Annotated in this window: 11 protein-coding genes; 6 read left to right on the top strand and 5 right to left on the bottom strand. The window is 69.7% G+C overall.

The window, feature by feature from the left end:
• Positions 1-123 precede the first annotated feature (123 nt).
• Entirely contained in the window at positions 124-1,029 is a 906-nt protein-coding gene (locus ACIQWG_RS08740) for a LysR family transcriptional regulator (protein WP_404092131.1), read from the bottom strand.
• A 138-nt stretch (positions 1,030-1,167) separates the two neighbouring features.
• On the opposite strand from ACIQWG_RS08740, the gene ACIQWG_RS08735 reads away from it, so the two are divergent.
• Entirely contained in the window at positions 1,168-2,001 is an 834-nt protein-coding gene (locus tag ACIQWG_RS08735) for an inositol monophosphatase family protein (RefSeq protein ID WP_404092128.1), read from the top strand.
• Between the two features lie 40 nt (positions 2,002-2,041).
• A complete protein-coding gene (locus tag ACIQWG_RS08730; RefSeq protein WP_404092125.1) occupies positions 2,042-2,638 on the top strand; it encodes an NADPH-dependent F420 reductase in 597 nt (198 codons plus the stop codon).
• 157 nt (positions 2,639-2,795) lie between these two features.
• On the opposite strand, the gene ACIQWG_RS08725 is transcribed toward ACIQWG_RS08730, so the two are convergent.
• Both ACIQWG_RS08725 and ACIQWG_RS08720 read right to left on the bottom strand, forming a co-directional pair.
• The gene (locus ACIQWG_RS08725; protein WP_404092123.1) at positions 2,796-3,239 is read right to left on the bottom strand and encodes a VOC family protein; all 444 of its coding nucleotides are present in this window, start codon (positions 3,237-3,239) and stop codon (positions 2,796-2,798) included.
• Between the two features lie 2 nt (positions 3,240-3,241).
• Positions 3,242-3,763, bottom strand: coding sequence for a pyridoxamine 5'-phosphate oxidase family protein (locus ACIQWG_RS08720; RefSeq protein ID WP_404093510.1), 522 nt, complete (start codon positions 3,761-3,763; stop codon positions 3,242-3,244).
• A 210-nt stretch (positions 3,764-3,973) separates the two neighbouring features.
• On the opposite strand from ACIQWG_RS08720, the gene ACIQWG_RS08715 reads away from it, so the two are divergent.
• Positions 3,974-6,973 (top strand): bifunctional [glutamine synthetase] adenylyltransferase/[glutamine synthetase]-adenylyl-L-tyrosine phosphorylase, encoded by a 3,000-nt coding sequence (locus ACIQWG_RS08715; RefSeq protein WP_404092120.1) that lies wholly within the window; start codon positions 3,974-3,976, stop codon positions 6,971-6,973.
• A 41-nt stretch (positions 6,974-7,014) separates the two neighbouring features.
• On the opposite strand, the gene ACIQWG_RS08710 is transcribed toward ACIQWG_RS08715, so the two are convergent.
• Both ACIQWG_RS08710 and ACIQWG_RS08705 read right to left on the bottom strand, forming a co-directional pair.
• On the bottom strand, positions 7,015-7,998 hold the full coding sequence (locus tag ACIQWG_RS08710; RefSeq protein ID WP_404092118.1) for a phosphatase PAP2 family protein: 984 nt from the start codon (positions 7,996-7,998) through the stop codon (positions 7,015-7,017).
• Between the two features lie 142 nt (positions 7,999-8,140).
• Positions 8,141-9,175: a LacI family DNA-binding transcriptional regulator gene (locus tag ACIQWG_RS08705; RefSeq protein WP_404092116.1), complete on the bottom strand. Its 1,035-nt coding sequence runs from the start codon at positions 9,173-9,175 to the stop codon at positions 8,141-8,143.
• Between the two features lie 378 nt (positions 9,176-9,553).
• On the opposite strand from ACIQWG_RS08705, the gene ACIQWG_RS08700 reads away from it, so the two are divergent.
• The 3 genes from ACIQWG_RS08700 (at position 9,554) to ACIQWG_RS08690 (ending at position 12,871) form a co-directional block, all read left to right on the top strand.
• Positions 9,554-10,822, top strand: coding sequence for an extracellular solute-binding protein (locus ACIQWG_RS08700; protein ID WP_404092113.1), 1,269 nt, complete (start codon positions 9,554-9,556; stop codon positions 10,820-10,822).
• Positions 10,823-10,953: 131 nt separating this feature from the next.
• The gene (locus ACIQWG_RS08695) at positions 10,954-11,958 is read left to right on the top strand and encodes a carbohydrate ABC transporter permease (RefSeq protein WP_404092111.1); all 1,005 of its coding nucleotides are present in this window, start codon (positions 10,954-10,956) and stop codon (positions 11,956-11,958) included.
• A 13-nt stretch (positions 11,959-11,971) separates the two neighbouring features.
• Positions 11,972-12,871 (top strand): sugar ABC transporter permease, encoded by a 900-nt coding sequence (locus ACIQWG_RS08690; RefSeq protein ID WP_404092109.1) that lies wholly within the window; start codon positions 11,972-11,974, stop codon positions 12,869-12,871.
• Positions 12,872-12,891 lie beyond the last annotated feature (20 nt).

Genomic DNA, 12,891 nt, shown 5'->3' with positions numbered 1-12,891 from the left:
GGCTCATGGAGCGGTGAACGGCCAAGGGGCCCGGAAGCAGTGTCCGGGTCCCTTCGCCGTGACGGGCCGTTGCAGTTCGGCACGAGCGGTCAGCGGTGAGCGCGGCTCGTGAGGGTGTCCCGGCTAGGGCGCGTCGCCGGCCGCCAGCGCGGTCCGCGCCAGGTCGCGTAGCCAGACGTGTGCGGGGTCGGTGTCATAGCGCTGATGCCATGACAGGTACACCGCGGCCGGTGGCAGTTCGAACGGCAGGGGGAGCAGGGTCAGACCGAGAGCCGTGGCCGCCGAACGCGTCGTCGATTCGGGGGTCGTGACGAGGAGGTCGGAGCCGCGCACGAACTCGAACGCGGCCCCTTCGGTGGGCGCGGTCGCCACTACCCGTCGGGTGAGGTCGAGCCGCGCGAGAGCGTCGTCGAGGGCGTTGCCGAGCCTTCCGCGCCGCGAGACGGTGATGTGCTCGGCCGCGGCGTACCGCGCGGCGGTGACAGCCTCGACCCGGGTGAGCGGGTGTCCTCGCCGCACGACGATGACGTGCTGGGTCTCGGCCACCCGATCGGCGCGAATGTCAGGTGCGGTCGGGCGGTTCGCGTTCGCCTCCAGGTCGACCTCGCCGCGACGCAACTCGGGGGTGTCGACGCTCGATTCCGCGATGAAGCGCAGGCGCACCCCCGGCGCCTGCTCGCGTACGGCCGCGAGAAGCGCGGGACCACCGAGGGCGACGAGTGAATCGTGCCAGCGCAGGGTGAAGGTGCGCTCCAGCGTCGTGAGGTCGAGTTCGCGGCTCGGTGCCAGCACACCCTGGACCTGGTGCAACAGCTCGTGCACCTGTTCCCGGACGGCGATCGCGTACGGCGTCGGCGTCATCGTGCGCCCGGTGCGCACCAGGATCTGATCCCCCGTCGTGCGCCGGATCCGGCCGAGGCTTCGACTCATCGCGGGGGCGGTGACGTGCAGGCGCTCAGCGGCTCCGGCCACGCTGCCTTCCTCCAGGAGCGCGTCGAGCGCGGCGAGCAGGTTCAAATCCAATTGCATGAGAGTCATCCTAGCCGTGCTTTACATGCACTTGCAGTTAATGATGGGCCCTCATACCTTCGAGATGCGGGCGCGGGACAAGCACGGTTCTCGCCCGGTCCGCCTCATCACCCACCCTGCTCAGACGGGAGCACCGCCATGCCCGAGTCGATTCAGACCACCGGAACCGCCGCAACCGCCGGCCCCGCGTCCGACGCCGACCTGCTCGCGCAGACCGCGACCGCCGTACGCGAGGCGGCTTCGGCGCTGCGCGAGCGGTTCGGCGACGTGGTCCGCTACCAGACGCGAGAAGAACTGATGCGCGCGCTCGCCGCCAACGACGACGCGGTCCTCGACGTCCTGCGCCCCCGCCTCACCCTGCTGCGCCCGGACGCCCGCTTCGTGGAGGACGAGCTCGCGGGCGGCGCCCTGCCCCTCGGCGAATGGTGGGTCCTGGATCCGGCCGAAGGAAACGTCAACCACCTGCACGCGCTGCCGGATTGGGCGGTGACCGCCACTCTCGTGCGGGACAACCAGCCAGTGCTGACCGTGGTTCACCTGCCGTTGACCGGTGAGACCTACACCGCGCTCGCCGGCGGCGGCGCCCACCTCGACGGCCGCCCGCTGCACGTGTCCCGGACCACGGACCTCGGCCTGAGCCTCGTGGCCACGAGCCAGGCCAGGCCGGACGAGGACGAGAAGGTCGTGCGGCGTATCGGCTCCTCGATCACGGCGATGCTTCTCGACGCGCTCGTGGTGCGGACATCCGTGCCCGCCACCCTGCACCTGGTGAACGTGGCCGCCGGCCGGATCGACGCCTTCTGGCAGTTCGCCGGGGCCCGCGCGGACCTGCTGCCCGGGGCGCTGCTCGTCGCCGAGGCCGGCGGGCGGGTCACCGACGCCGAGGGCCGCCCCTGGACCCCGGAGAGCGACAGCTTCCTGGCCGCCGCGCCCGGCGTGCACGCCGAAGCCGTCACCACGCTCTCCCGCTGACTTCCACCACAACCACCAGCACCGGAAGGACCACAACACCATGACCATGATCGCCGTGCTCGGAAACGGCCGCGTCGGCGGCAGCCTCGCCTCAGCCCTCACCCGGGCCGGGCACGAGGTGACCGTGGCGGACCGCGCACCGGGCTCCGCCGCCGGCGCCGCCCGGACAGCGCAGATCGTCATCAACGCCACCCCGGGCGCCGGCTCGCTGGAGCGGCTCATCGCGCTGCGCGAGGAACTGCGGGGAAAGATCCTCGTGGACGTCTCCAACGCCACCGTCGACGGACCGGACGGACTGCCGGCCGAACTGCTCTACCCCGGCTCGAGCCTCGCGGAGCAACTTCAGGAAGCTCTCCCCGACACGCGCGTCGTCAAGACGCTCAACACGATGCTCTACACGGTGATGACCGCGCCCGCCGCGCTCACCCAGACACCGACGGCCTTCCTCTCCGGCAAGGACCCGGAGGCCAAGCAGATCGTCCGCGGGCTTCTCGCCGACCTCAGCTGGCAGCCAGAGTGGATCACGGACCTCGGCGGGATCGAGACCGCGCGGGCCGCCGAGGCCGCGATCCTGTTCGTACCGCACGTGATCCGATCCAGCGGGTTCGCGCCCTTCGCCATCTCGATCACCCGCTGAAGGCCCGACGCGTCTCCTCCTGACGACGCTGATGCCGCTGACGAGGCTGACGACGCTTCCTGACGACGACCGCAGGACGTGGCGAGCCCGACGTCGCACGGTCGCCGCAGGGCGCGGGGTTTCGTCGGCCGAGTCCCCCGCGCCCCTTCCGGGCCGGCTACTGACCCGCGGACTTCGCCAGGACCTCGTGCAGCGGCTCCGTCGCCCTGCGGCGGTACTCCTGGACCGACCAGCCGTTGCCGTCCGGGTCCTTGAAGTACATGAACGTGGCGCCGTCGTCCGGGGTGTACTGGACCGGCTCCGACACCTCCAGGCCCCGCTCCACCAGTTCCGCGTGGGCCGCCTTGATGTCGGCCACGCAGAGCTGGAGGCCCTGGTAGGAGCCGGGCTCGGGACGGGTCTCGCCCTTGGTCATGTCCCAGATGCTGTCGCCGAGCGCGATCGAACAGCCCGAGCCGGGCGGTGTCATCTGGACGATGCGCATACCGGGCATGACCTCCTGGTCGATGTCGACGTGGAAGCCGACCTTGTCCCGGTAGAAGTCACGGGCCCGGTCGATGTCGGTCACGGGCAGCGGGATCACTTCGAGGGTGAAGTCCATCGCTAGTCCTCCATGGTGAATCGCCAGCGGGTCTGGCTGAATGGCTCACCCTTACCGAAGCCGAAAACCGTGCCGGGCGCCACCGAAAAGACATAGGCCTGTCCCGCTCCGTGATGGAAGCAGCCGTTCCGTACGTCGAAGTGCCAGAAGCTGCCGTATTTCGCCTCCCACGCGTCCGCCAGCTCACGCAGCCGCGCGTCCTCGGTGATCCGTACCGCCTCGCCCTCGACCACCAGGTCGTACCCCTTGTCCCAGGTGTTCGTGCCGGTCGTCAGGACCACGTCCGGGTTGAGCGCGAGGTTCCTCGCCTTACGTTCCTCCGGGCCCGTGCAGAAGTGCAGCGCGCCCCGCGACCACACCGCGGGCAGCGGTGTCACATGCGGCCGCCCGTCCGGCCGTACCGTCGAGATCCAGAACAGTTCGGCCTCGGCCAGCCGCTTCTCGGCCTCGGCCCAGGGCGTCGCGGTGGCCGTCCCGTCGCTGTAGCGCGTGTCCAGCCGGGTGTGCGGTCGCTTGTCGGTCATCTCGGTCATCGGACGCCTCCGGATGTCTCGCCGGGTGGGGACGGGTGCGGCCCTGCGCCGCCGACTTCTCGCTCGACACGTCCCGCTCGACAGGGCAGACCGTCCCGGCCGCCGGAACTCATCGGCGCCACCGGCAGGTACTCGGGCTAGGCTCGACCGGGTACGACCTTGATCGGGCGCGTACGACCCCGATCGGACGGGAGGGCGAGCATGACGGCGCCGGGGCGCAGGAGCAGTACCTTCACGCGGCTGCTGCGACACGGATTCACCGATCCCTCGGACGCCGAGCGCCTCCTGGAGAGCGTCGAGCTCGCGCCGATCAGGAACGACCCGGTGCTCCTGGAAGCCCTCGGCGGCACCGCCGACCCCGACCTCGCCCTGCACGGCCTGGTCCGGCTGCTCGAAGCCCAGCCGAGCCCCGCCGACCAGCGGGAACTGCTCGACACCGTCATAGCGGCCAAGCCGCTGCGCGACCGGCTGCTCGGTGTGCTCGGCGCCTCCGCCGCGCTCGCCGACCACCTCGCCAGGCACTCCGGCGACTGGCAGGCGCTGGTCATGTACGAACCGCGGGACCTGCACCCCGAGGTGGAGGAGTTCGAGCAGGGCCTCGCCGACGCCACCGACCCGGTGTCGCTGCGCGTCGCCTACCGGCGCTGTCTGCTGTCCATCGCCGCGCGCGACGTGTGCGGCACCGCCGACGTGGCCCAGACCGCCGCCGAACTCGCCGACCTCGCCACCGCGACCCTGCGCGCCGCCCTCGCCATCGCCCGCGCCGCCGCCCCCGAGGACGCCGCGCAGTGCCGGCTCGCGGTGATCGCGATGGGCAAGTGCGGGGGCCACGAGCTCAATTACGTCTCCGACGTCGATGTCATCTTCGTCGGTGAGACCGCCGACGGAGCCGACGAGGACAAGGCGGTGCGGTCGGCCACCAAGCTCGCCTCGCACATGATGCGGATCTGCTCCGAGACGACGGTCGAGGGCTCCATCTGGCCGGTGGACGCCAATCTGCGCCCCGAGGGCAGAAACGGTCCGCTGGTGCGCACGCTCAGCAGCCACCTCGCCTACTACCGGCGCTGGGCCAAGACCTGGGAGTTCCAGGCACTGCTCAAGGCCCGCCCGGTGGCCGGCGACATCGAGCTCGGCGAGGAGTACGTCGCCGCGCTGGAGCCCATGGTCTGGACGGTCGCCGAGCGGGAGAACTTCGTCCCCGACGTGCAGAAGATGCGGCGCCGGGTCGTCGAGAACATCCCGGTGGCGGAGCTGGACCGGCAGCTGAAGCTGGGGCCGGGCGGGCTGCGGGACGTCGAATTCGCCGTACAGCTCCTTCAGTTGGTGCACGGCCGGGACGACGCCTCGCTGCGCAGCGGCACCACCCTGGACGCGTTGCAGGCGCTCGCGGCCGGCGGGTACGTCGGGCGGGCCGACGCCGCCCAGCTCGACGCCGCGTACCGGTTCCTGCGGTCCATGGAGCACCGCATCCAGCTCTACCGGCTGCGGCGCACCCACCTGGTGCCCGAGGACGACGCCGACCTGCGGCGCATCGGCCGCTCGTTGGGGCTGCGCGTCGATCCGGTCGCCGAGCTGACGCGCGAGTGGAAACGGCACGCGAGCGTCGTACGACGGCTGCACGAGAAGCTCTTCTACCGGCCGCTGCTCGACGCCGTCGCCCAACTCGCGCCCGGCGAGGCCCGGTTGAGTGCCGGGGCGGCGCGGGAGCGGCTGATCGCGCTCGGGTACGCCGACCCGGCCGCGGCGCTGCGGCATCTGGAGGCGCTGGCCTCCGGGGTGACGCGCAAGGCGGCGATCCAACGCACCCTGCTGCCCGTGCTGTTGGGATGGTTCGCCGACTCGGCCGATCCGGACGCGGGCCTGCTGAACTTCCGGAACGTGTCCGACGCCCTCGGCAAGACCCCTTGGTACCTACGGCTGTTGCGGGACGAGGGGGCCGCCGCCGAGAACCTCGCCCGGGTGCTGTCGGCCGGCCGGCTCGCGCCCGACCTGCTGATGCGGGCACCGGAGGCGGTGGCGCTGCTCGGTGACGGGGACGGGGGAAGAGGGCTGGAGCCCCGCTCGCGCGGGCACTTGGAGCAGGAGATCCTCGCGGCCGTCCGACGCGCGGACGGCGCCGTCCAGGCGGTGACCGCGGCGCGCGGCGTCCGGCGCCGGGAGCTGTTCCGTACGGCGGCCGCCGACATCGTCGGCTCCTACGGCACCGAGACGAAGCCGGCGGAGGCCGACCAGGGGGCGCTGGTGGACCGCGTCGGGGGCGCGGTCTCGGATCTCACGGCGGCGACGCTGGCGGGGACGTTGCGGGCGGTCGTCCGGGACGGGTGGGGCGACACCCTGCCGACCCGGTTCGCGATCATCGGCATGGGGCGGTTCGGGGGGCACGAGCTGGGCTACGGCAGTGACGCCGACGTCCTGTTCGTGCACGAGCCGCGCGAGGGCGTCGACGACCACGAGGCCGGGGTGGCCGCGAACCGGGTCGTGGAGGAGATGCGGCGGCTGCTCCAGATCCCCAGCGCGGATCCACCGCTGCTGATCGACGCCGACCTGCGGCCCGAGGGGAAGTCGGGGCCGTTGGTTCGCACGCTGAACTCGTACGCGGCGTACTACCGACGGTGGTCGCTGGTGTGGGAGTCGCAGGCGCTGCTGCGGGCCGAGCCGGTGGCGGGGGACGAGGATCTCGCGCGTCGGTTCGTGGAGTTGATCGATCCCCTGCGGTATCCCGCGGAGGGGCTCGATGAGGACGCCGTACGGGAGATCCGGCGGCTGAAGGCGCGCATGGAGTCGGAGCGGATGCCTCGGGGCGCCGATCCCAAGCTGCACACCAAGCTCGGGCCGGGTGGGCTCTCCGACATCGAGTGGACCGTGCAGCTGCTCCAGCTCCGGCACGGGTGGGCGGAGCCGGCGCTGCGCACGACCCGGACCCGGGAGGCGCTCGCCGCGGCCCGTGCGGCGGGGCTCATCCCGGACGAGGAGGCTTCGATCCTGGACGAGGCCTGGGTGCTGGCCACGCGGGTGCGCAACGCCGTGATGCTGGTGCGGGGACGGGCGGGGGACACGTTCCCCTCGGACAGTCGGGAGCTGGCCGCCGTGGGGCGTTACTTGGGGTACGAGCTCGGTCACGTGGGGGACATGCTCGACGCATACCGGCGCACCGCTCGACGGGCTCGGGGGGTCGTGGAGGATTTGTTCTACGGCGGGTGAGGCGTGCTGCCCGCGGTGGCTCATGGAGGTGCGCGTCGCACCTACGGTCTTGTCGTGGGGCGGGGTCGCGCCACGGGGTGGCCGTCCTCGGTCGGACGGTTGCCGTCGGGCAGGACGTGCTCTTCGTCGTCGCCCGCCGCCGCGGGCGGACGCCCCACGGCACGCCCCCTTCGCGCCGTGCGCGGGTGCGGCCGGTTGCGTGGCTGCGGCACCTGCCTCGGCAGCGCGTACGGGAACCTTCCGTACCAGAGGCGTGCCACCCCGTAGCCGAAGGCGAGGCAGATCAGGCCGCCCACCGCGTCCAGCCAGAAGTGGTTGGCCGTCGCCACGATCACCAGGAGGGTGCCGGCGGGATAGAGCAGGCCGAGGACGCGTACCCACGGGATCCTGGCCAGGGCGAAGATCGTCAGGCCGGACCAGACGGACCAGCCGATGTGCATCGACGGCATCGCCGCGTACTGGTTCGACACGTTCTTCAGGTCGCCGGACGCCATCGAACCCCATGTGTCGTGGACCAGGACCGTGTCGATGAAACCGGTGTTGGTCATCAGCCGTGGGGGAGCGAGCGGGTACAGGTAGTAACCGACCAGGGCCACGCCGGTCGTCGCGAAGAGGACCAGGCGGGTCGCCGCGTAGCGGCCGGGATGGCTGCGGTAGAGCCAGACCAGGACGGCCAGGGTGACGATGAAGTGCAGGGTGGCGTAGTAGTAGTTCATGCCGACGATGAGCCAAGTCACCGAGTTCACGGCATGGTTGATCGACTCCTCGAACGCCATGCCGAGGCTGTGCTCCAGTCGCCAGAGCCAGTCGGCGTTGCTCAGTGCCTCGGCTCGCTGTTCCGGGACCGCGTTGCGGATCAGTGAGTACGTCCAGTAACTCACCGCGATCAGCAGGATCTCGAACCAGATGCGAGGACGGCGGGGGGTGCGCAGCCGGCGCAGAGGACCCCGCCCCGTCTCGTCCGCGACAGGGTGCGGAACGGCCGCTTCGCGGCCTTCCAGTGTCGTCACGGTCGTTTCACCCATAGGCACAGAGTCTGCCAGACAAACCTTCCCCGACCGATCATCCCTCGGACGGGTTCAGGACGCATCCGCTACGGCGGACGTACCGTCCCGTTCTCCTACCGACGCACGGGCGGGCGCGCTTGTTCTCCGTCGCGCGGACGACTCAGGGACGGCTTCTGTCCCCGGGTGCCGAAGCCGTCGAACCGCGCACCACCAGCTCCGGCATGAACACGAACTCGCTGTGCGGCGCGGGAGTCCCGCCGATCTCTTCGAGGAGGGTGCGCACCGCGGCCTGGCCCATCGCCGGGACGGGCTTGCGGATCGTGGTCAGCGGCGGGTCGGTGAAGGCGATCAGGGGGGAGTCGTCGAAGCCCACGACCGAGATCTCCTTGGGGACCTCCAGGCCGAGCTGACGGGCCGCCCTTATCGCGCCCAGCGCCATCATGTCGCTGGCGCAGACCACCGCGGTGCAGTCGCGGCCGATGAGGGCCGTCGCGGCCGCCTGGCCGCCCTCCAGGGTGTAGAGCGAGTGCTGGATCAGCTCGGTCTCGATGACGTCCGTCGGCAGGTTCAGCTGGTCCTGCATCGTGCGGACGAAACCCTCGATCTTGCGCTGCACCGGGACGAACCGCTTCGGACCCAGGGCCAGGCCGATGCGGGTGTGGCCCAGCGAGGCGAGGTGGGTGACGGCGAGGGTCATCGCCGCGCGGTCGTCGGGGGAGATGAACGGCGCCTGCACCTTGGGGGAGAAGCCGTCCACCAGGACGAAGGGGACGCCCTGGGCGCGCAGTCGCTCGTAGCGCTCCATGTCGGCCGTGGTGTCCGCGTGGAGGCCGGAGACGTAGATGATGCCGGCGACTCCGCGGTCGACCAGCATCTCGGTGAGCTCGTCCTCGGTGGAGCCGCCCGGAGTCTGGGTGGCCAGCACCGGTGTGTAGCCCTGCCTGGTCAGCGCCTGCCCGATGACCTGGGCCAGGGCCGGGAATATCGGATTCTCCAGCTCCGGGGTGATCAGACCCACAAGGCCCTCGCTGCGCTGGCGCAGGCGTACGGGGCGTTCGTAGCCGAGCACGTCGAGTGCGGCCAGCACGGACTGGCGCGTGGTGGCGGCGACGCCCGGCTTCCCGTTGAGGACGCGGCTGACGGTCGCTTCGCTCACCCCCGCCTGAGCAGCGATGTCGGCAAGCCGTGTGGTCACGGCACTGGACTGTACCGGCCGTATCTCGCCTTGCACACCAATCGGACGCCGTGGGCGACCTGTTGACCGGCCACGCCCGGGCTGCTGCGTCATCGCGCTCCCTCGTGAAAGTGATGGCAAGAGCTTGCAGAGTCTTGCACAAGTGGCGCACATGCCGCTCCACCGCGTAAGAACAGCGTCTCACGGTGGTCGCCGTGCGGTCACGCGCGGATAACTTCAGCGGTCTCTTGCACTTTTTTTCTGCAAGGTCTTTCGTAAGTCTTTCAGCGCTGTTACGTTCACGTCGCCCGGCGGCCGCAACGGCGCAGTCGGCAACACGGCAGGGCAGGCAGACGGGGCCGCCCCTGCAACACGGGCTTTCACCCTCAAGGAGAACTCATGCGGCGTGGCATAGCGGCCACCGCGCTGGTGGCGTCCCTCGCTCTCGCGGCGACGGCGTGCGGCGGGGACGACAGCGGCAGCGACTCGAGCGGGCCGGTCACCATCACCTGGTGGGACACCTCCAACGCCACCAATGAGGCGCCGACGTACCAGGCCTTGGTCAAGGAGTTCGAGGCCGCCAACAAGGACATCAAGGTCAAGTACGTCAACGTCCCCTTCGACCAGGCGCAGAACAAGTTCGACACCGCCGCCGGCTCCAAGGGCGCCCCGGACATCCTGCGCTCCGAGGTCGGCTGGACGCCCGCCTTCGCCAAGAAGGGCTTCTTCCTTCCGCTGGACGGCACCGAGGCCCTCGCCGAGCAGGACAAGTTCCAGTCCAGCCTGATCGAGCAGGCCAAGTACGAGGACAAGGTCTACGGCGTCCCGTTCACCACGGACACGCTCGCCCTCGTCTACAACAAGGACCTGTTCGAGAAGGCCGGCGTCGAGGCCCCCAAGACCTGGGACGACCTGAAGAAGGCCGCCGCCACGATCAAGGACAAGACCGGCGTCGACGGCTACTGGGGCTCCACCCAGGCCTACTACGCCCAGACGTTCCTCTACGGCGAGGGCACCGACACCGTCGACGCCGACGCCAAGAAGATCACCGTCAACTCGGCCGAGGCCAACAAGGGCTACGAGACCTGGCTGAGCCTCTTCGACGGCAAGGGCCTGCACAAGGCCGACACCACCGCCGACGCCTACGCCCACATCCAGGAGGCGTTCGTCAGCGGCAAGGTCGCCGCGATCATGCAGGGCCCGTGGGAGATCACCAACTTCTACAAGGGCTCGGCGTTCAAGGACAAGGCCAACCTCGGCATCGCCACCGTCCCGGCCGGCTCCTCCGGCAAGGCGGGCGCGCCGACCGGCGGCCACAACCTCTCCGTGTACGCCGGCTCCGACGAGGCGCACCAGAAGGCCGCGCTGAAGTTCGTGAACTACATGACGTCGCAGAAGGCGCAGGAGACGATCGCGCTCAAGAACTCCACGCTGCCGGTCCGCGACGACGCCTACACCGCCGAGGTCAAGGCCGACCCGGGCATCGCCGGCTACCAGACCGTCCTCGCCTCCGCCCAGCCGCGCCCGGCCCTGCCCGAGTACAGCTCCCTGTGGGGCCCGCTGGACACCGAGCTGCTGAAGATCGCCGGTGGCAAGGAGTCCCTGGACAAGGGACTCGGCACCGCCGAGACCTCCATCGCCAAGCTGGTCCCGGACTTCACCAAGTGACCCGAGTGGCCGCCGGAACTCCCTGACTTCTGGGGGGAGAGTTCCGGCGGCCACCGGCCTGTGCGTCGGACTCCCTGAGCCGTACAGCCGTACACCCCTGACCTGTCGATCTTCATGAAGGTTGTCGAACCATGACAGTCGCCATCGACCGCGCGACCGGGAAACCCCGAGGTGACCGCCGGCCACGCCGTGGGCTCGGCCGGCGCCTCAAGCACGGCTACCAGAAGCACTGGTACGCCTACGCGATGATCGCCCCGGTGGTGGTCGTCCTCGGGGTGCTCGTCGTCTACCCCCTGGTGTACGGCTTCTACCTCACCCTCACCGACGCCAACAGCCTCAACAGCGCGCGCACCATCGGCGTCAACGAGATCGAGGCCACCTACAAGTTCATCGGCTTCGACAACTACGCCGACATCCTGTGGGGCGAGACGGCCTACGACCGCTTCTGGTCGCACTTCATCTGGACGATCTTCTGGACGGCGGCCTGCGTCACCCTCCACTACACGATCGGCCTCGGCCTCGCCCTGCTGCTCAACCAGAAGCTGCGCGGACGCACCCTGTACCGGCTGATCCTGATCCTGCCGTGGGCCGTGCCGACGTTCGTCACCGTCTTCGGATGGCGGTTCATGCTCGCCGACGGCGGCATCATCAACTCGTTCCTGGAGACGCTCCACCTGCCGACACCGCTGTGGCTGGAGGACACCTTCTGGCAGCGGTTCGCCGCGATCATGGTCAACACCTGGTGCGGTGTGCCCTTCATGATGCTCTCGCTGCTCGGCGGGCTCCAGTCCATCGACTCCTCGCTGTACGAGGCCGCCGAGATGGACGGCGCGAGCCGGTGGCAGCAGTTCCGCTACGTCACCCTGCCGGGCCTGCGGTCGGTCAGCTCCACGGTGGTTCTGCTCGGCATCATCTGGACCTTCAACCAGTTCGCCATCATCTTCCTGCTGTTCGGCGACACCGCCCCGGACGCGCAGATCCTGGTCACCTGGGCCTACTACCTCGGCTTCGGACAGCAGCCGCGTGACTTCGCGCAGTCCGCCGCCTACGGCATGCTGCTGCTGGCCATCCTGATCGTCTTCACCTCCTTCTACCGCCGCTGGCTGAACCGCAATGACCAGCAGCTCGCGATCTGAGGCAGGAGTCCCCATGAGTACGACCACTGTGGAGAACCCGGTGAACGAGCGGGACTCCGTGACCACCGCCGCCCCGCGCGGGGCGCGCCGCCGCGGCCTCGGCACCTCCGTGGCCTCCCACGCCATCCTGATCGTGGCGAGCCTGATCGCGCTCTTCCCCGTGGCCTGGCTGGTCTTCCTGTCCCTCGGCCCGGACAAGGACGACTACCTCCACCCCGGCGGCATCTGGAAGAAGATGACGCTGGACAACTACACGTACGTCCTTCAGGAGACCAAGTTCTTCGACTGGCTGACCAGCACCCTGATCGTCACGCTGGGCACCACGCTGATCGGCGTCATCATCGCCGCCACCACCGGCTACGCGGTCTCGCGGATGCGCTTTCCGGGCTACAAGAAGTTCATGTGGGTGCTGCTCGTCACCCAGATGTTCCCGGTGGCGGTACTCATGGTGCCGATGTACCAGATCCTGTCCGAGGTCCAGCTCATCGACAACTACCTCGGTCTCATCCTCGTCTACTGCTCGACGACCGTGCCGTACTGTGCCTGGCTGATGAAGGGCTACTTCGACACGATCCCGTTCGAGATCGACGAGGCGGGACGGGTCGACGGGCTGAGCCCCTTCGGCACGTTCGCGCGACTGATCCTGCCGCTCGCCAAGCCGGGCCTGGCGGTCGCCGCGTTCTACAGCTTCCTCACGGCCTTCGGCGAGGTCGCGTTCGCCTCGACGTTCATGCTGTCCGACACCAAGTACACCTTCGCGGTCGGGTTGCAGACCTTCGTCAGCGAGCACGACGCGCAGCGCAACCTGATGGCCGCGACGGCGGTGCTCATCGCCATACCGGTGTCCGCGTTCTTCTACTTCGTGCAGAGGAACCTGGTGACCGGGCTCACGGCGGGTGGCACGAAGGGCTAGAACGCCGGTTCCTCAGCGCC

It is taken from the genome of Streptomyces sp. NPDC098781, assembly GCF_044759995.1.
Taxonomy (GTDB): Bacteria; Actinomycetota; Actinomycetes; order Streptomycetales; family Streptomycetaceae; genus Streptomyces.
This window is presented reverse-complemented; position numbering and strand designations above follow the sequence as displayed.

What these genes read in the sequence shown, in the direction of transcription:
- ACIQWG_RS08700 (WP_404092113.1), top strand. Translation starts at nt 9,554, where the DNA reads ATGCGGCGTGGCATAGCGGCCACCGCGCTGGTGGCGTCCCTCGCTCTC.
- ACIQWG_RS08695 (WP_404092111.1), top strand. Translation starts at nt 10,954, where the DNA reads ATGACAGTCGCCATCGACCGCGCGACCGGGAAACCCCGAGGTGACCGC.
- ACIQWG_RS08740 (WP_404092131.1), bottom strand. Translation starts at nt 1,029, where the DNA reads ATGCAATTGGATTTGAACCTGCTCGCCGCGCTCGACGCGCTCCTGGAG.
- ACIQWG_RS08710 (WP_404092118.1), bottom strand. Translation starts at nt 7,998, where the DNA reads ATGGGTGAAACGACCGTGACGACACTGGAAGGCCGCGAAGCGGCCGTT.
- ACIQWG_RS08690 (WP_404092109.1), top strand. Translation starts at nt 11,972, where the DNA reads ATGAGTACGACCACTGTGGAGAACCCGGTGAACGAGCGGGACTCCGTG.
- ACIQWG_RS08735 (WP_404092128.1), top strand. Translation starts at nt 1,168, where the DNA reads ATGCCCGAGTCGATTCAGACCACCGGAACCGCCGCAACCGCCGGCCCC.
- ACIQWG_RS08725 (WP_404092123.1), bottom strand. Translation starts at nt 3,239, where the DNA reads ATGGACTTCACCCTCGAAGTGATCCCGCTGCCCGTGACCGACATCGAC.
- ACIQWG_RS08715 (WP_404092120.1), top strand. Translation starts at nt 3,974, where the DNA reads ATGACGGCGCCGGGGCGCAGGAGCAGTACCTTCACGCGGCTGCTGCGA.
- ACIQWG_RS08720 (WP_404093510.1), bottom strand. Translation starts at nt 3,763, where the DNA reads ATGACCGACAAGCGACCGCACACCCGGCTGGACACGCGCTACAGCGAC.
- ACIQWG_RS08730 (WP_404092125.1), top strand. Translation starts at nt 2,042, where the DNA reads ATGACCATGATCGCCGTGCTCGGAAACGGCCGCGTCGGCGGCAGCCTC.